Genomic DNA, 17,746 nt, shown 5'->3' with positions numbered 1-17,746 from the left:
TTGGCGAGCTTGTGCTATTGGTTCGAAGGATTAGCGCCGCATGACCCGACAGCCGAAACTCCTCGTTTTCGACTCCGGTCTCGGAGGCCTCACGGTCTTTTCCGAGATCGTCAAGCTGCGCCCGCGCGCCGAATATCTCTATTGCGCCGATGATGCGGGCTTTCCCTACGGATCATGGAAAGAGCCGGCGCTGGTCGAGCGCGTCATGAAGCTGATGGAGGGGCTGATCGCCGATCACGCGCCGGACATGGCGGTCATCGCCTGCAACACCGCCTCGACGATCGTCCTGCCTTATCTGCGCGTGCATTGGCCGAACCTGCCCTTCGTCGGCACGGTGCCAGCGATCAAGCCGGCGGCCGAGCGCACGCGCTCAAGGATGATCTCGGTGCTCGGCACGCCGGGGACGGTGGCGCGCGACTATACGCAAAATCTCATCGCGCAATTCGCGGCGCATTGTTCGGTGACTCTCGTCGGCTCGAAGCGCCTGGCGAGCTTCGCCGAAAGCTACATGCATGGCGAGAGCGTGAGCGATTCGGACATCGTCGCCGAAATTGCGCCTTGCTTTAAGGAAGAAGGCGGCGGGCGCACCGACGCCGTCGCGCTCGCCTGCACCCATTACCCGCTGCTCGTCGAGGAGTTCAAACGACTCGCGCCCTGGCCGGCGGAATGGATCGATCCGGCGCCGGCGATCGCGCGCCGCGCTGATCAATTGCTCGGCGAACGGTTTGGTCCAGACGCCGCGACAGACGCGCCGGCCTCGCGCCGCGCACTCTTCACCAGCGGCGCCCGTCCTTCGGGATCGCTCGCCGCAACGCTGACGCGCTATGGCCTTGCATGGGATGTCGAGTCGACGCCGGCGTCGGAACGCGCATCATCATAGAGCGCGGCTCGGGTTTACGCGCGGCGCTTACCGATCGCTTTGCCACGTCGCGGCGCGCGACGCCTGAAGCGAGAGGCGGTTCAGTCGTTCTTCGCTCATTCCCGCGCCTGTCAAAAAGGCGCGCGCCTTGTCGGCGCCGTCGGCGTCGCCCGCCGCGATCGCGGCCTCAAACAAGATCCGAGCGTCCGCAGGCGCGCGCTGCACGCGCCAGTTCTGCTCGGCAAGACGCAGCGCGCCCGTCGGATCGCGCCGCAGATAAAGCGTGAAACGCGCTTCGTCGCCAAGATGGAAAGCTTCGCCGCGCCGATGGGAGGCCCCGAAGCGCTCCTCGATTTGCGACACATGCTCTGCGAGACCTTCAGCGCCAAGCCGCTGCTCGGCGAGCGCGAGGCGCAGCAGCGCGGCGTCGACGCGGGCCTGGCCGGCGAGCAGCGCCGCCGCGTCCGCGAAACGTTCTTCGTCAATGAGGAAGTCGGCATAGGCGGCGAGGAGATAAGGCGTCGGTTTCGCGGTCTCGAGCGCTGCCTTGAAGGCGCGTTCGGCGCGCTGCGCATCGCCCCGCCGCGCGGCGATCTCGGCAAGGATTGTCAACGCCCATCTGCGTCTCTCGGGCGCCGCCTGGGGCCGCGCGTCGAGCGTCTGCTCAAGCGCTTCCGCCGCTTCGCGCGATCCGCCCATGAGGCTCGCCGCGTCACACACGCAGGCGATCGCCAGCAGCGGCTCGCTGGATGCGGCAAGCGGCGCGCAACTCGCGCGCGCCTCATCCAAACGGCCGAGGATTTTACTGATCGACGCGCGCATAAGCCATGCTTGAAGATTGGTTGGATCGGATTTTATCACCGCGTCGACATCGGCGCGAGCGCCGTCGAAGTCATGCCGATTCTGCGCGATCATCGCGCGCAGCAGAAGCGCTTTCGCCGGAGGCTGCGCCATTCGCCACACAGGCGCGAGTATGCCGGCCGCGTAACCAAAATAACGTGGATCGGAGTCTTCGCTGCCGAGCGTGACAAATTTTTGTGCGAGTTCGATTGAAGCCGCGAGATCGCCCGATCGCGCGCGCAGATCGCGCAGTTCCGCGCCCATTGGCGCGGCGGCGCGAGGCAATCGTTCTAAAAATTGATTGTCGTCGCTTGGAACGAAAGGCGCGCTGAATGCGTTGCTGCAGGCGAGAACTGCAGCGCACATACATGACTTTGTAATAATGAATCGCATCAGCGCTCGCCCATTTCGCGTTCGCAATAGAACGTCTAAGTCAAGACGGGGAATATTTTTTTGAGCCTTGTAAAAAATATGATCCGATCGTATCGTACGCGCAACCGATAGTTACTGATCGAACTTCCCGCGGAGCATCATTTCATGTCAGGGAAGCGTAATTTGAGTGAGGTTTTGATGGCTCGCGCAAACATGTCCAAGCGCCTATTCGCTGCGCTCCTCCTGCTCTCTGCTTTGCTGATTCCCGGCGCGGCGCGCGCCTCGGACCACGCCGATCCCATGTGGCTCGTCGAGGACGAACAAGAAGCCAATATCACCGGGCTCTTCTTTTTCCCGGAAGGCGACCGCTGGGTCGCGATCCTCGATGTGCGCCGCTCGCTGATCGGGCCGCCGCCCTACAATCTCGAGCCGTTCGAATATAACATCCATCTGGATTTTCACACTAAGCTCGGCTTCGACAATGCCGAGGACGTGGCGCGCTATGGCGGCACCATCGTCGCGCCCGAGGGCATCGCGCCGGACGCCACCATCCGGATCCGTCTCAACAATGACACGACGGTCAAAGAGAAATCCTTCAAGGGACTCGGCGACTCGCAGGACATCCAGGTCTATTCCGGCATTCGCGACGATCCGTTCATCTTTCCCCGATTCTTTAAGGTGAATGTCATCACCATGGCGTTCAGCATTCCGAAATCGGCTTTCCCCGAACATGCGGAGAGTTGGCTGTTGTGGGCCACAAGCAATCGCGCGAGCAATGGTGAGCAGATCGACCATGTCGGGCGTTCGAACCGCACGCAGCTCGGTCGTTTCGAAATTTTAAACACGATTCCGCCGTCCCAGCATGTCGCGGAGATTCGCGAAAAGGGCGAGACGCGCGCGAAGGTTCAGGACTTTCTCAAGCAATGGCTGCCGCCGCTCGCCAATTTGAATCAGCTGAGCGGCTTGTTCATTCGCCACTATGATTCGGTTCCCGACGTGATGGTGTTCACCAAGACGCGCCCGGCGGGATTTCCCAATGGCCGTCGCCTCGAAGACGACGTGGCGCTGCTCACCTGCGCGCAGGGCGATTGTCCCTTGCAGGAAAACGCCTTCATCGACACGACTCAATGGCCGCGCTCGACGGTCAACGACAAGCCTTTGTCGAGCGCGTTTCCCTATCTGGCGGAGCCGTGGCCCTTCAAGCCCCAGCCCGCCGGCGCGCCCGGGCCGTACGTCTATCGCTTTTTCGCCCGGCCGGCCGTGCAGATCGGGATCGCCGCGCTCGTCTTTGTGCTCATCCTTCTCGCCGTCATTCGCTGGTTCAGACGACGGGCCGCCTTCTAGGCGAGATGCGGCTTTTGCGGCGCCACCGCTCGCGTGGCGTCGGTTTTCTTTGGACCGCGTCGTCTATCGCCGCGGAGATTTCGGCATAGCGGAGAGCCCGCGAATTTTAGGCATTCGACATTGGGGAGGGTACGATGCTCGATAGAATCCTGCGGAGCTTGGCGGTCGCGGCGGCGCTGGCCGGGGCCTATGGATCAATGGACGCGGCGCAGGCCGGCCAGAATTGCGGCTCGGGCGCCGGCAACATCAAGGACGAAGCCATGTGCGTCGGCCGCACGGCTGAGTCTCTGCCCGGCTCGGATATCGACTATTACGTCGACATGGACGGTGGCGCGACCAAACATCCCGAAGATCTGGCCAAGGCCTTGCAGCCATACCTTCCTGGCGTCACGCCCGAGGCGGCGCTAAAGGCGGCGGTGATCGGCCGTAACAATTGGGTGGTGTGGACCGCCGGCAATGACCGGCTGTGGGATGTCTTGAACACGAGCTCCTTTGGCGAACTCGACTTCCTTAAAACCCTGTCGAGCCATCCGAGCCTCACCAAGTTCAGCCGCGACAATCGTTGGAGCTATCTGGGCCTCGTCAATGAGCCCTGCTTTAAAAAGGCGACTGGCCCCGATCCGAAGCGCTTCGGCCTGTGGCTCGACACGCGCGATCCGAGTTGCCCGCCTGATCCTTTCGAGGACGAAGCGAAATATCCCGGCGTCAAGATCGGGGCGCGCGGGCGCAGCGACAAATTTCCGGTGGGCTCCTATTACGGCTATGCGACCGGCATTGTCGGCCTGAGATTATTCCCCAACCCGAATTTCGATGAAGCGGCCGAACGGAAATGGGATCCGGTGCGCTTTTACACCGATCCAGACTACTACAATGACAAGGATCTGGTGCGTCCCTATCGCGTCGGCATGTCCTGCGGCTTTTGCCATGTCGGGCCTAATCCGACCAATCCGCCGGCCGATCCGGAAAATCCGAAATGGGAGAATTTGAGCTCCAATCCGGGCGCGCAATATTTCTGGTGGGATCGCATCTTCACCTATTCGGCCGATCCGAAGGATTTTGCCTGGCAATATTTCCACGTCTCGCGGCCGGGCGCGCTCGACACCTCGCTGGTTTCGACCGACTACATCATCAATCCGCGAACGATGAACGCGATCTACCAGCTCGGCCCGCGCCTTCAGCTGGCTCTTAAATTCGGTCAGGAAAAACTCGTTGGCGGCGAGCTGCAGAATAAGCAATTCAACGAATATGTTCCGCCGGGCACGCCCTTGACCCAATTCTTCAAGGCGCCCGATACGGTGTTCACGCCGCGCGTTTTGAAGGACGGCTCGGATTCGGCTGGAGCGCTGGGCTCATTCAACCGGGTTTTTGTCAATATCGGCCTGTTCAGCGAGGAATGGCTCGAACATTTTAACGCCGTGGTCGGCGGCAAGCCGATCACCTCCATTCCGATCGCGACCGGGCGCGCCCATTCCTCCTATTGGCAGGCGAATGAAGCGCAGACTCCGAACACCGCGCTGTTCTTCGTGGCGACCTCCAAGCCCGACTTACTGAAGAACGCGCCGGGGGGCGACAAATTGGTCGCTTCGGATTCAGCTGCTCTCGAACGCGGCAAGGAAGTGTTCGGCGAACGCTGCCTGCGCTGCCATTCGAGCAAGCTGCCGGAAAAGACCTTCAGCTATTTCCCGAACAAGGGCTGCGCCGGCAAGGACTATCTGACCTGCTGGAATAATTATTGGTCGTACACCAAGACAGATGCGTTCAAGGAAGAGGCGAAGAAGATCGCCAAGACGAGCGACTTCCTTACCGATAACTTCCTGTCGACAGATCTTCGCGTTCCGGTGACGCTGCTCGAAACCAACGCCTGCAGTCCGCTCGCCACCAATGCGATCCGCGACAACATCTGGAACGATTTCTCTTCGACCTCGTACAAGGAGCTGCCTTCGGTCGGAAAGATCACCATTCATGATCCCTATACGGGCGCGCCGCGCTCCTATGACATGCCGGCGGGCGGACGCGGCTACACGCGGCCGGCGTCGCTGGTCAGCCTGTGGTCGACCGCGCCCTTCCTGCTCAACAACAGCGTCGGCAGATTCTACGAGAGCCCGTCAGTGGAAAGCCGTTTGAAGTCCTTCGACAATTCGATCGAGCAGATGCTGTGGCCGGAGAAACGGGCCGGCGGCGCCTATGGGCAATATGGCGAGCAATATGGCCAGAAGGACATCGAATATGTCACGGCGTCGGGCAAGAAGCTGCATGGCGTCGTCGATGTGACGACGGAGCGCAGCTATCTGCGCGTGCCGAAGGGCTATCTCCCCGGCCTGCTGCAACCGGGCTTCGACGCCGGCGAAGACGTGAAATGGCTGGTCGACGCTTTGCGGCTGAGCAATTTCGTCGACAAGGACGGCATCGCCATCGGCCCGATCCCGAAAGGCACGCCGGTGGCGCTGATCGGCAATATCGATCTCGATAAGCGGGAGGATCCGCTCGAAAATCTGTTGCACAAGGCGAAAGTGCTGAAGCTGCTCGCCAAGCTGAAGATCACGCTGAAGCTGCTGCCGCCGGATGCAACCGACGAGCAGGCGCGCGAGGCCTTCGCGCATTCTTACGGCGATCTGCTCGAACTCAATAAGTGCCCGGACTTCGTCGTCAATCGCGGACATTATTTCGGCACCGATTATTTCGCCGAGGAGCCGGGGCTGAGCGACGCCGACAAGAAGGCTCTGATCGCATTCTTGAAAACCATGTGAAGCGCCGGAGGCCCGGACCGCCAAGGCGGTCCGGGCCAACCGACGAAGAGGGGGAACGACCATGAGCCTCAGCGACAAGGCGAGCTTTGAATATGTGGTGGTCGGCTCTGGCGCCGGCGGCGGCACGGTGGCGGCGCGCCTCGCGGAAGCGGGCTGCAAGGTGCTGGTGCTGGAAGCCGGCGGCGATCCGCTGAAGCTTCAAGGCGGCGACGCGGCCTATCCCGAGGACGAGCGGCTACCGGACGATTATCGGGTTCCAGTGTTTCACGCCTGTTCGACCGAGAATCAGGCGATGCAATGGGATTTCTTCGTCCGACATTATGGAAACCAAGAACTCCAGAAAAAGGACGACAAATATCGCGAGTACGATCACAGCGGCAAGAAAGTCGACGGGGTGCTCTATCCGCGCGCCGGCTGTCTTGGCGGCTGTACGGCGCATAATGCGATGATCATGGTCTATCCGCATAATGCGGACTGGGACCATATCGCCGAGCTCACCGGCGATCCCTCCTGGCGCGCCGACAAAATGCGCGGCTATTTCGAAAAGCTCGAGAACTGCAATCATCGCTTCTTCTTCCGCCTGCTCGGCATGCTCGGGATCAATCCCACGCGCCATGGCTGGAAGGGTTGGCTGCATACGGAGAAGAATATCCCCGCCGCCGCGATCGGCGATTTCGACCTCGTCAAAGCCTTGAAGATATCGATCCTGGAGCAGATCGGCCGGTCGCCCTCGCTCCTGCAGCGGGCCTTGTGGTTTCTCCTCGGCAAGGGCGATCCCAATGATTGGCGGCTCGTCCGCGAAAACGCCTTTGGCCTGCATTATCCGCCGCTCAATACGCGCAAGCACGAGCGCATGGGCACGCGCGAGCGCCTGGTCGAGACGCAGCTTAAATATCCCGACAATCTGACCATCGAACTCGACGCGCTGGCGACGCGCGTGTTGTTTGACGACGACAATCGCGCGATCGGCGTCGAATATCGCAAGGGCGCGAAGCTCTATCAGGCGCATTACAAGCCAAGCGGCGAGCAGGGCGAGACGCGCACCGTCCTTGCGACGCGCGAGGTGATCCTCGCCGGCGGCGCCTTCAACACGCCGCAACTGTTGATGCTCTCCGGCGTCGGCGCCAAGGAGGAACTGGCGCCGCTCGGCATCAAGACGCGGATCGATCTGCCGGGCGTCGGCAAGAATCTGCAGGACCGCTATGAGGTCGGCGTCGTCAATCGCGCCAAGGATGATTGGGGCATATTGAAAGGCGCGCAATATAAGAACACCGACACTCAATACGCCGATTGGCTGCGCACCAAGAACGACTATGCCGGCTCCGTCTACGGCACCAATGGCGCCGTGCTCGCCGTTATCAAGCGCTCGACGAGCGAGCGGCCGCTGCCCGATCTCTTCTGTTTCGGCGTGCTCGCCGATTTCCGCGGCTATTATCCCGGCTATTCCGTCCCGATCGTCAAGAAGCTCAACTATCTCACTTGGGCGGTGCTCAAGGCGCACACCAACAACCGCGCCGGCTATGTGAAGCTTAAATCGATCAATCCGCTCGAACGGCCGGAAATCAATTTCCGCTATTTCGCCGAGGGCACGCCCGATCGCGACGAGGACCTCGATTCGGTGGTCGATGGCGTGAAATTCGTGCGCGCGCTCTCGCGTCCGCTCGTCGAACTTGGCGTCGTCGAAGAAGAGTCGCCCGGCGCCGACATGACGAGCGACGAGCAGCTTCGCGATTTCGTGCGCTACCAGTCCTGGGGCCATCACGCCTCTTGCACCTGCGCGATTGGACCGGACGGCGCCAGCGACGCGGTGCTCGATTCGAATTTCCGCGTGCGCGGCGCGAAGGGCCTGCGAGTCGTCGACGCCTCGGTGTTTCCGCGCATTCCCGGATTCTTCATCGTCAGCGCCGTATATATGATCGGCGAGAAGGCGGCGGATGCGATTCTCGCCGACCGTTAGGCGGACGCCGGTTTCGCAGAGGCGGCGGAATCGTTGCTTGCGCCGCCTTTCGGGAGGAGCGCTCGCGGCGTGCGCCTATGGCGTATGCGCATCGCCAGCCTATGCGCATACCGAGTTCGCGTCGCTCGGCGTCTTCTGGTCGGGCGCCTTGCATTTTCTGTTCAGCTTCGAGCGGCCGGCGCTCGTTGTCGCCTTCGCGATCTGGGCGGCGACCCAAAAGCAGCGCGTCGACGCCGTGGTGGTTTGCGCCATTGGTCTGGGGGCCTTCGTCGCGGCGCTGGCGACGCGTTCGGATGTTGCGGACAGCCATTCCGCATCGATGGTGGCGATCGTCGCTCTGCTCTTACTCGGTGGGGCGAGCATCAGACGGCTTCAATTTGGCGTGAGGCAGATAATGATCGCCGCCGTCAGCTGCGGATTGATCGCGGGCGCGATCGGCGCGGCCGGCGAAACGATCAAGGATCGCGCGATCAACGCGAGCGCCTTGTCGCTGGTCGCCGCCGCCGCCGCGGCCTATGCGCTCATGGCGTCGTCCTTTGTCGCGCGCTGGCGACGTCCCGCCTCTGTCTGAGGCTTTGCGGCGGCGCCGAAAGGATTCCGGCGCCTGTGCGCGCGTTAGGATATTCGCGGATTTGTGGCTCCGGCTGATCCTCTGCGCGCTCGTGGCGCAATTCGCTCTCGCTCTGCAGACCAGAGCCGCGCATGCGCATCTTTCATCCGACAGCTATCTGCATGTCGATATCGACAATGAAGGGCGGGCGAGCGGGCAGTGGGACATTTCCTTGCGCGATCTCGACGCAGCGATCGGAGTCGCGGGAGACGACGGCGTCATCAGCTGGGGCGGGTTGAAAGCGCGCCGCGCCGCGATCGAAGCCTATGCCTTTGATCGGCTGTCGATCGACGGCTGCGCGTTGCGCCCCGGCGACCTGCTCGTCGATCGTCATGCCGGCGCCGCCTATGCCGTGCTGCGCTTTACGGCTGACTGCCAGTCGACGCGCGCGCCGCGGCGCCTGCATTATCGGCTGCTCTTCGATTTGGATCCGACGCATCGCGGTCTTCTTACTCTTGTGACGCCTTCCGGCGAACAGTCGGAAGTGCTGTCGCCCGATCGCGCCGACATTGCTCTGGATCGCGTCGATGAATCGGCTTCCGGCTCCTTCCTTCACTTCGTCGGCTTTGGCGTCAGCCATATTCTTTTCGGCTATGATCATCTGCTGTTCGTCGCCGTGCTGATGATTTTCGCCGCGTTTCGGCGCGGCGATTCCGGCTGGGCCCCGCTCGACGGCTTCGGCGCCAGCGCGCTCCAGACCTTGACGATCCTGACCGCCTTCACCCTGGCGCATGGCGTCACGCTGACATTGTCGCTCTTTCATTTCATCGACGCGCCGTCGCGATACGTCGAGCCGGCGGTCGCCGCGACGATCATGGGCGCGGCGATCGACAATCTGCTGCCGATACTGTCCTATGCGCGCTGGACCATCGCCTTCGGTTTTGGCCTGGTGCATGGCCTCGCCTTCGCGACCACGCTCGGTCCGATGCGTCTGTCAACGTCTGGACTGCTCTATGCGCTCGCCGGCTTCAACGGCGGGGTCGAACTCGGTCAGATCGCCGTTGCTTCATTGCTTCTGCCGCTGGTGTTCACGGCGCGGCGCAAGTCTCTTTATGTCAGTTATGTTGCACCGGCGCTGACGGCGCTCGCATTTCTTCTCGCGCTGCTCTGGTTCGTTGACCGTATCGAAGCGCTGCGATAATCTTCACGTGATCCGCAAACATGCGCTGAGAAAAGCGCGACACTCAATTTTCAGCCTAATTGATCAGTCGCACGCCGTTCATGCATCGGCCGTTTTCCGCGATCTGGCCGCCAGCTCCCCCCGCGAACCAAACATCATGAGATCGATATGCAGGGCGAGGAGTTCGGCTGCTTATCATCGCATCTGAAACAGTCGAGCCGGCGCGCTTGACGGTTTTGATCGCGCGCGACTCCGGGAGCCGCGCGTTCCGATATCCGCGCAAGAGAGATGAGGTAACGAAGATGCATCAACTTTCAGGCAAGGAATTCCAGATCGGCCTCACAATGTCGGGCGCGATTTCCGCCGGCGCCTATACCGCCGGCGTCGTCGACTTTTTGGTCGAGGCGCTGGAATCATGGGAAAAGGCGCGCGCCGCGGACCGGAATGGTTCGGTTCCCAATCATCGCGTCGGCATAAAGGTGATTTCCGGCGCCTCGGCTGGCGCGATCACGGCGGCCATCGGCGCCATCGCGCTTGTGGACAAGACCGAGGCCAAGACCTTCGAGTTCGAGGGCTTCGTTTACCGCTACACGCTCCCCAAGCTCTATGAATCATGGGTCGTCCGTCCAACGCTCGATTCCGGCGACCCGAACATTCGGGATTTCCTCACGCTCGACGATCTCGACGCGCGTCCGCCGGCGCCGGCGGATTTTTCGCGGACCAGCGAGGTGCCGTTTCCGGGCGCGAACGATCCCATTTCAGTCGTCTCGCTGCTCAATTCGCGCCTGCTCGACGAAATCGCCGCGGATGCGATCGCCGTCGACGAGGTCGCGGGACCGCGGCCCTATGTTTCGGCGACGCTTCACATTTATCTCACGCTTTCCAATCTGCGCGGCGTGCCATGGACCTTGCCCTTCAGCGGCGGCGATTATTTCATGATCTCGCATGGCGACCGCGCCCATTATGTGCTGAGCGGCGTCGGCTCATGGGCGACGCACAGCGACTTCGCCGACAATGATCCGTCGCGCGCCAAACTCGACATCGCGATGATCGCCGGCGCGGCATCCAGAAACCAATGGAAGGATTATGCCGTTTGCGCTCTGGGCTCTTCCGCTTTTCCGGTGGGCCTGGCGCCGCGTCTTATCGGCGCAAGGCAAAGGGAAGATTATTTTGGACGCCGATATCCAAGCGCCGACATCGCGGGGATCGACAATCTCAAGCCGCAATGGCCGCCGGCCGTCGAAGCCGAAAATCCCTTCTGGTTCACCTGCGCCGACGGCGGCATCATCGACAATGATCCGTTCGAATACGCCCGCTTCACGCTGAAGGAAAAGGCGACCGACCCGCGCCTTCCCTGGGATCTCGATTCCGCCGATCGCGCGGTCGTCATGATCTCGCCCTTTCCGGAGCCGAAGCCGATCCGCAATGAAGGCGAGCCTGCGATCGATATCGTCAGCCTGTTCTCGTCGCTGATGCCCTCGCTGATCGATCAGGCGCGATTCAAGCCGAGCGAACTCATCCTTGCGATCGACCCCGATCACGGCAGCCGCTATCTGATCGGCCCGCGCCGCGTCATCGGAGGCAAGTTGCAGCGCTATGGCATCGCCAGCGGTTTGCTCGGCGGATTTGGCGGCTTTGTCGCCCGCGCCTTCCGCGATCACGACTATCAACTCGGACGGCGCAATTGTCAGAAGTTTCTGATGACTTCATTCGCCGTCCCAGCCGATCATCCGATCGTCGCCAATTGGCCGCCGCAAGTTGACAGGGCGCAGTTCAAAGCCATGCGCGAAGACTCCGACGCCGCCGACGCAATCTCCTATTGCCTCGTGCCGCTCTATGGCTCGGCGAAGGAGACGATCGACCTCCCGCCCTGGCCGCGGATTACGCAAGCGGACCTCGACCGGCTGATGACGCGCATCGGCTTACGCTTCGATCGCGTTGCGCCGATGGTGGTCGGTCAGAACGTCGGGGGCTTTCTCGGCTTCCTTCTTCAGCTGGTGCTGCTGCCCGGCATAAGAAGCGCGCCGGGTCTCATCCGCGACAAGGTGCTCAATTTCGCGAGGCTGACGATCCTCGGCGATCTGGTGCGCCGCAACCAGATCACCGGCTGGGATTTGCCCGATGGTCTTGGCGTCGAACCCGACGATGCGCGGCTGGTCGTCGCCGAACTGCTCGAGCCAAAATATGACGAGCGAAATGTCGAGGGCATTCGCAGAGCCGTGGCGCCGATGAGCGCCGCGCTGAACGCCGCGACCATCACCCAGCTTCTCGAACGGCTGAAACAGACGCGCGGGCCGTTTCAGGTCTGGGAGGCGCCATGGCGGGATAAGAACGGCGGCCGCCTGTTCACGCTGGAGAGCCGCAAGCCCAATGTCGTCGGCGGGAGATTGGGCGCCTATCTCGGCATCGGCTTCTTGAAGCCGTCCGCCGATCCGCCGGGGATTTAAGCCGGAATCCGGCCGAACCGGCGTCTCTGCTGCACGCCTTAATGATCAACCGGCCTTATGCCGAGGTCCGACAAGCGCAGGCAAAGCTCGGGCGCGAGCGTCGGCGTCGCAAGTTCGTCTGACGCGAGCTCGGCGATTTCGGCATAGCCATTGGCGCCCAACCTGCGATGTATCCAAATCGTCGCGCGAAGAGCGTCGACGACCCAGACTTCGTGAACGCCATAGGCGGCGTAAATGCCGATCTTGCGGCCCTTGTCGTAAGCGAGGCTCGAATCCGCGACCTCGACCGCCAGCAGGACGGCCGGGCCGTCGAGGGCCTTAAGATCGAGATCGCGGCGAAAGACGCAAAAGTCAGGCTCGACGAAAGTGCGCGGGTCAAGCCGCAGCGTCGTTTCCGGCGCAACGCTCAAATGGGTTGGCGCTACTCGTTGGAAAAAGCGATTGAGTTCGATTTTTATCCATTCATGCCGAGCCCCTTTGGGCGACATGGGCACGACCTCCCCGCCGATCAGTTCGAACCGCTCGTCTTCGTCGATAATGCCGACGCGGACCATCTCCTCGATTTCCGCCACGGTCCAGCAGCGCCGGGGCAAGCCTTCGGCGGCCTGGGTCGCGAGTGGGAGATCGCTTGGGCGCAGATGCGGGTTCATGGAGGCTACGATAGCATTCCCGCGGAATTCCGTGAAACCCGAATGGCCGTGGCAGGCAAGCCTTTCCGATGATAAAACCCTAAACGGCATCCTGAAGCTGGTAGGTTCGGCCTTGGTCTGCGCAATCGTTTCGGTATGAAATGAACACCGACTCAAGGCGATCGTTCAAAACGCCTTTTTCAGTCCCGCCTGGCGTAAAATGGCGTTGGCGGTGTGGCGGCTGGGAATTCCAATGGGAACGGCGAAATTGCGCCCGGTGACGGGACTGCGCCAAATTTCGTGACTTCCCTTTCCCTGGCGCACCATGATGCATCCTGCGGCGCGCAATAAATCGCGCAAGGGACGATCGAATTGCGGCGCCATCAAGCGACCGCCTGCTCAACCTCGCGCAGGGCAGAAATCTGCAAAAAAACCGATGCGGGATCGACGCCGGGATGATTGTCCGCCAGCAGGTCGAGCGTCATGGCCGACATCTTTACGAACAGTTCGTCCAGTGTCGGAGCGTCAGCCGCCGCTGGAATCTCGTCGCAATGGCCGCTCCAGACCGAAGCCGCGTCATCCCATGCGGCGGAAATCGTGAAAATGACCGGTCTGTTTGCCATCCCTCGTTTCTCCGCCGCGCCGCGCGTCAATTATCCAAGAAGCTCCTGAGCTTCCGGCTCCGTGACGGATGCTTCAGCTTCCGCAGCGCCTTCGCCTCGATCTGGCGGATGCGCTCGCGCGTCACCGAGAACTGCTGGCCGACTTCTTCGAGCGTATGGTCGGTGTTCATGCCGATGCCGAAGCGCATGCGCAGCACGCGTTCTTCGCGCGGCGTGAGCGAGGACAATACGCGCGTGGTCGTCTCGCGCAGATTCGACTGGATCGCCGCCTCGATCGGCAGCACCGCGTTCTTATCCTCGATGAAGTCGCCGAGATGCGAATCCTCCTCGTCGCCGATCGGCGTTTCGAGCGAGATCGGCTCCTTGGCGATCTTCAACACCTTGCGCACTTTTTCCAGCGGCATGGCGAGCTTTTCGGAAAGCTCTTCGGGCGTCGGCTCGCGGCCGATCTCATGCAGCATCTGGCGCGAGGTGCGCACGATCTTGTTGATCGTCTCGATCATATGCACCGGAATGCGGATCGTGCGCGCCTGATCGGCGATCGAGCGGGTGATCGCCTGTCTGATCCACCATGTCGCATAGGTCGAGAATTTATAGCCGCGGCGATATTCGAATTTGTCGACCGCCTTCATCAGGCCGATATTCCCTTCCTGGATAAGGTCGAGGAACTGCAGGCCGCGATTGGTGTATTTCTTGGCGATGGAAATCACGAGACGCAGATTCGCCTCCACCATCTCCTTCTTGGCCTGACGGGCTTCGCGTTCGCCCTTCTGCACCATATGCACGATCTTGCGGAACTCGGAAATTTCCAGTCCGGTCTCGGTCGCGAGCGCGTGAATGTCGGCGCGCAGATCCTTGATGCGATCCTTGTCGTGGGCGACGAATTCCCGCCAGCCCTTCGAGCCGAGCTTGGCGACGCGCATCACCCATTTGGGATCAAGCTCGGAGCCGTGGAACTTGTCGATAAAATCTTCGCGCATCACGCCGTGGCTGTCGGCGAGCCGCAGGAGCTTTGTCTCATAGCCGATGAGCCGCTTGTTGATGTCGTAAAGCTGCTCGACGAGCGCCTCGATGCGGTTCTGGTTCAGCGAGAGCGATTTGACGTCGGCGACGATCTCTTTCTTGAGAGTCTTGTATTTGCGCTCCTGCGCCGGAGTCAGCGTTTCATTCTTGAGCTTGTTTTCGACGTTCTGGTCCTGAAGCCGGCGCAGCTTCTTATAGGCGTCGGCGATGCGCGCGAAGGTTTCGAGAACTTTCGGCTTCAGCTCCAATTCCATCGCCGAAAGAGACACGGAATTTTCCATGTCGTCATCTTCCTCGAAGGTTTCTTCGGCGGGCGGGCCTTCCTCTTCCAGTCCGGCGGGCGGCGTGCGCGGCGCAGTCGAAGGCGCCATGTCAGCGGCGCCGGCGGCCGGCTCCGCGGCCTTCGCCGCCTTGCCTTCGGGTCCGGCGTAGGTCGCCTCGAGATCGATGATGTCGCGCAGCAGGACCTTGCCGGCTTCCAACTCCTCGCGCCAGATGATGATCGCCTGGAAGGTGAGCGGGCTCTCGCACAGTCCGGCGATCATCGCCTCGCGCCCGGCTTCGATCCTTTTGGCGATGGCGATTTCGCCTTCGCGCGACAGAAGTTCGACCGAGCCCATTTCGCGCAGATACATGCGCACGGGATCGTCGGTGCGATCGGCCGGCTCAGATGCGCGCGTCGCCACCGCGGTCGCGCGCGGGCTCTCGACGAGTTCGCCGCCTTCCGATTCCTCTTCTTCGGCCGACTGTTCCTCCTCGACGTCGTCCGGATCGTCGCCTTCCGAAACCGTAATGCCCATCTCGGAGAGCATCGCGTAAACGTCCTCGATTTGGTCCGACGACACTTCCTCGGACGGCAGCACGGCGTTCAGTTCGGCATAAGTGACAAAGCCGCGCTTCTTAGCGAGCTTGATCATCCGCTTGACGGCGGCGTCGTTGAGATCGAGAAGCGGCCCGTCGGACGTTTCCGTCGTCGTCGCGGTTTCGTTCTCGACCTTGTCTTCGTCTTTTTTCGCCATCCACAAGCTCCAAGCGCCTCGCCCCGGTTCGGCTCCCCGAACCAGGCAAGGTGCAAGTTTTCTTAAAAAAGCTTTGAGAGGCCGCCCCTCCCCAAGCTGTGGCGCGGCAGGCGGGCGAAAAAACCCGGCCGACCGCATGAACCCCGCGCGCCGCCTCCTAGCGGCGCGTTTTTCGTCCCCTCTTCGCCACGGCGTCAACCTCTGCGAATTCACAAATTACGCGACGGCCGGCCGGAAAGCGATCCATATCCTTCTACCGCCGCTTCTGCGCCATCTAGGGCCGACAACTGGGTCTGAATATCCTTCAGCCGGGCATAATCCCGCTCATTGGGGTTGTCGGCCAGCACAGCTTGCACCGCGCGCAACTCTCTATTTAACGCCAACGATCTTCGATGCAAGACGAAAGCCTGTCGCAGGCTTTCGCCGGCGTCGGCGGCCGCGGCCTCGGGGCGCACGCTCCAGAGCGTCGAATGGGCGGCCATCGCTTCGAGCCGGGCGACCGTGGGCTCAAGGCCAAGCGACGCCAGAAACGGGCGAAGTTCGAGCCTTTCCGCATCATTAGCCTCCGCGAACCGCAAAAGAGCGTCGCGCAGGGCGCGCGCGTCGGCGGAATTGAGATCGAGGGTCGCCAGTTCCTCGATCCGGGAGTCGATCAGATCTGGATGATTAATCAGAATCAATAGGATAAGCGCTTCGCGCGGCGCGATTCCCGATTTGACGCCGCGAAACAGCGGCGAATTGGCCAATGCAGGGCCAATGGTCAGGGGCCCCTCATCGGAAGGGCGAGCGGCCTTGCCGCGCCGCCGGGGCCAATCGCTTCGCCTAAATTTTGGGCGTTGGTCGCGGCCGAAGAGACGGTCCAGCCGCTGCGTCAATTCCTGCTGATAGTGGCGGCGTAGGTCGTCGTCTCTTATCTGACCCGCGATCTCATGAAGCCGTCGTTCGAGCGCGGCGCGGCGCTCCGGCGTGTCGAGCGTCGCGGCTTCCGTCTCGCGCATCCACAAAAGATCGACGAGCGGCAAAGGCCGGTTCAGAACGTCGGCGAGCGCCTCGGGGCCGCTCGCGCGCAGCAATTCGTCGGGGTCCTGGCCGCCCGGCAGCAGGACGAAGCGCAGCGATCGGCCGGGCCCGATCAGCGGCAATGCCGTGTCCACCGCCCGAAAGGCCGCCTTCAGTCCGGCCTTGTCGCCGTCGAAACACAGAATCGGTTCTTCGGCGAGGCGCCAGAGCAGGCCACATTGGTCATCCGTCAACGCCGTGCCGAGCGGCGCGACCGCATGGGGGAACCCGGCCGCCGTCAAAGCGATGACGTCGACATAGCCCTCGACGGCGATCACCGCGCCGCTCTCATGCGCGGCCTTGCGGGCGTTATGCAGATTGTAGAGCGTCGCGCCCTTGTGAAAGAGCGGCGTCTCGGGGGAATTGAGATATTTCGCCTGCGCGTCCGCCTCCAGCGCCCGTCCGCCGAAGGCGATGACCCTTCCGGCGCGGTCGCAGATCGGAAACATCACCCGATTGCGAAAGCGATCATAGGGGACCGCGATCTCCTCGCCATGGACGAGGAGGCCCGCTTCGATCATGGTTTCGACGCTTGCGCCCTTGGCGGCGAGATGATCGCGCAGCGCATGGCGTTCGTTCGGCGCAAAGCCCAGACGGAATTTTTCACACGCCGCTAACGAAATCTGGCGACGATCGAGATAGGCGCGCGCCTCGCGCCCCGCCGGGCCAGCGAGCTGTTTCTCGAAAAAGACCGCCGCCTCTTCCAGAACCTCGCCAAGCGTCGCGCGGCGGCGATCCTGCTCCTGCTGTTCCTTGGTCTCGACCGGCAGCGCCAGGCCGGCGAGCGCCGCTAGCCTCTCCACCGCCTCGGGGAAGGAGAGGCCCTCAGTCTCCATGAGAAAATCGAAAATATTGCCGTTCTTGCCCGCCGAGAAATCGAACCAGCGCATTTTCTGGTCGTTGACGTAAAAGGAGGGAGTCTTTTCGGCGTTAAAAGGCGAGAGGCCCCGCCACTCCCTGCCTTCTTTCCGCAGCTTCACCTTCTGGCGCACGACCTCGGAGACGGGCACGCGCGCCCGAATCTCTTCGAGGAAGGAGGAGGAGAAGCGCATTGACTGTCCCTAGCACCACTCCTTCCCGGCAGGGAGCGAATTCAT

The 17,746-nt window shown here is 62.0% G+C and carries 13 protein-coding genes; 7 read left to right on the top strand and 6 right to left on the bottom strand.

Annotation, left to right across the window (positions count from 1 at the left end):
- Positions 1-40 precede the first annotated feature (40 nt).
- On the top strand, positions 41-880 hold the full coding sequence (gene murI / locus U1E20_RS10640) for a glutamate racemase (protein WP_409980577.1): 840 nt from the start codon (positions 41-43) through the stop codon (positions 878-880).
- Between the two features lie 27 nt (positions 881-907).
- On the opposite strand, the gene U1E20_RS10635 is transcribed toward murI, so the two are convergent.
- Positions 908-1,963 (bottom strand): tetratricopeptide repeat protein, encoded by a 1,056-nt coding sequence (locus U1E20_RS10635; RefSeq protein WP_409980576.1) that lies wholly within the window; start codon positions 1,961-1,963, stop codon positions 908-910.
- A gap of 321 nt (positions 1,964-2,284) precedes the next feature.
- Between U1E20_RS10635 and U1E20_RS10630 the strand changes: the two genes are divergently transcribed.
- The 6 genes from U1E20_RS10630 to U1E20_RS10605 all read left to right on the top strand — a co-directional run bounded on the left by U1E20_RS10630 (position 2,285) and on the right by U1E20_RS10605 (position 12,296).
- Positions 2,285-3,415, top strand: coding sequence for a hypothetical protein (locus tag U1E20_RS10630; protein ID WP_409980575.1), 1,131 nt, complete (start codon positions 2,285-2,287; stop codon positions 3,413-3,415).
- A 134-nt stretch (positions 3,416-3,549) separates the two neighbouring features.
- Positions 3,550-6,162, top strand: a complete 2,613-nt coding sequence (locus tag U1E20_RS10625; RefSeq protein WP_409980574.1) for a hypothetical protein — start codon at positions 3,550-3,552, stop codon at positions 6,160-6,162.
- Positions 6,163-6,223: 61 nt separating this feature from the next.
- Positions 6,224-8,119: a GMC family oxidoreductase gene (locus U1E20_RS10620; protein WP_409980573.1), complete on the top strand. Its 1,896-nt coding sequence runs from the start codon at positions 6,224-6,226 to the stop codon at positions 8,117-8,119.
- A 37-nt stretch (positions 8,120-8,156) separates the two neighbouring features.
- Positions 8,157-8,690: a hypothetical protein gene (locus tag U1E20_RS10615; RefSeq protein WP_409980572.1), complete on the top strand. Its 534-nt coding sequence runs from the start codon at positions 8,157-8,159 to the stop codon at positions 8,688-8,690.
- A gap of 61 nt (positions 8,691-8,751) precedes the next feature.
- A complete protein-coding gene (locus U1E20_RS10610; RefSeq protein WP_409980571.1) occupies positions 8,752-9,870 on the top strand; it encodes a HupE/UreJ family protein in 1,119 nt (372 codons plus the stop codon).
- 281 nt (positions 9,871-10,151) lie between these two features.
- Positions 10,152-12,296, top strand: coding sequence for a hypothetical protein (locus tag U1E20_RS10605; RefSeq protein ID WP_409980570.1), 2,145 nt, complete (start codon positions 10,152-10,154; stop codon positions 12,294-12,296).
- 38 nt (positions 12,297-12,334) lie between these two features.
- On the opposite strand, the gene U1E20_RS10600 is transcribed toward U1E20_RS10605, so the two are convergent.
- From U1E20_RS10600 to dnaG, 5 genes are all read right to left on the bottom strand, one after another.
- On the bottom strand, positions 12,335-12,946 hold the full coding sequence (locus U1E20_RS10600; RefSeq protein WP_409980569.1) for a Uma2 family endonuclease: 612 nt from the start codon (positions 12,944-12,946) through the stop codon (positions 12,335-12,337).
- 165 nt (positions 12,947-13,111) lie between these two features.
- Positions 13,112-13,309: a type II toxin-antitoxin system HicA family toxin gene (locus tag U1E20_RS10595; RefSeq protein ID WP_409980568.1), complete on the bottom strand. Its 198-nt coding sequence runs from the start codon at positions 13,307-13,309 to the stop codon at positions 13,112-13,114.
- Positions 13,309-13,578 (bottom strand): DUF1902 domain-containing protein, encoded by a 270-nt coding sequence (locus tag U1E20_RS10590; protein ID WP_409980567.1) that lies wholly within the window; start codon positions 13,576-13,578, stop codon positions 13,309-13,311. The genes U1E20_RS10595 and U1E20_RS10590 overlap by 1 nt, the downstream gene beginning before the upstream one ends.
- Complete coding sequence (gene rpoD, locus U1E20_RS10585) at positions 13,575-15,590, bottom strand: RNA polymerase sigma factor RpoD (protein WP_409980566.1); 2,016 nt, start codon at positions 15,588-15,590, stop codon at positions 13,575-13,577. Before rpoD ends, U1E20_RS10590 begins: the two co-directional genes overlap by 4 nt.
- A 209-nt stretch (positions 15,591-15,799) precedes the next feature.
- Entirely contained in the window at positions 15,800-17,701 is a 1,902-nt protein-coding gene (gene dnaG, locus U1E20_RS10580) for a DNA primase (protein ID WP_409980565.1), read from the bottom strand.
- Positions 17,702-17,746: the final 45 nt, after the last annotated feature.

The sequence above is a fragment of the Methylocystis sp. genome (assembly GCF_046349115.1).
GTDB lineage: Bacteria > Pseudomonadota > Alphaproteobacteria > Rhizobiales > Beijerinckiaceae > Methylocystis.
The sequence above is the reverse complement of the archived record's forward strand: the minus strand, read 5'-3'. Positions and strand labels throughout refer to the sequence as shown.

Bases quoted from the DNA above. Each gene is read 5' to 3' on its own strand.
- U1E20_RS10630 (WP_409980575.1), top strand. From the start codon at position 2,285: ATGTCCAAGCGCCTATTCGCTGCGCTCCTCCTGCTCTCTGCTTTGCTG.
- U1E20_RS10600 (WP_409980569.1), bottom strand. From the start codon at position 12,946: ATGAACCCGCATCTGCGCCCAAGCGATCTCCCACTCGCGACCCAGGCC.
- U1E20_RS10595 (WP_409980568.1), bottom strand. From the start codon at position 13,309: ATGGCGCCGCAATTCGATCGTCCCTTGCGCGATTTATTGCGCGCCGCA.
- murI (WP_409980577.1), top strand. From the start codon at position 41: ATGACCCGACAGCCGAAACTCCTCGTTTTCGACTCCGGTCTCGGAGGC.
- U1E20_RS10635 (WP_409980576.1), bottom strand. From the start codon at position 1,963: ATGGGCGCGGAACTGCGCGATCTGCGCGCGCGATCGGGCGATCTCGCG.
- U1E20_RS10620 (WP_409980573.1), top strand. From the start codon at position 6,224: ATGAGCCTCAGCGACAAGGCGAGCTTTGAATATGTGGTGGTCGGCTCT.
- U1E20_RS10605 (WP_409980570.1), top strand. From the start codon at position 10,152: ATGCATCAACTTTCAGGCAAGGAATTCCAGATCGGCCTCACAATGTCG.
- U1E20_RS10625 (WP_409980574.1), top strand. From the start codon at position 3,550: ATGCTCGATAGAATCCTGCGGAGCTTGGCGGTCGCGGCGGCGCTGGCC.
- dnaG (WP_409980565.1), bottom strand. From the start codon at position 17,701: ATGCGCTTCTCCTCCTCCTTCCTCGAAGAGATTCGGGCGCGCGTGCCC.
- rpoD (WP_409980566.1), bottom strand. From the start codon at position 15,590: ATGGCGAAAAAAGACGAAGACAAGGTCGAGAACGAAACCGCGACGACG.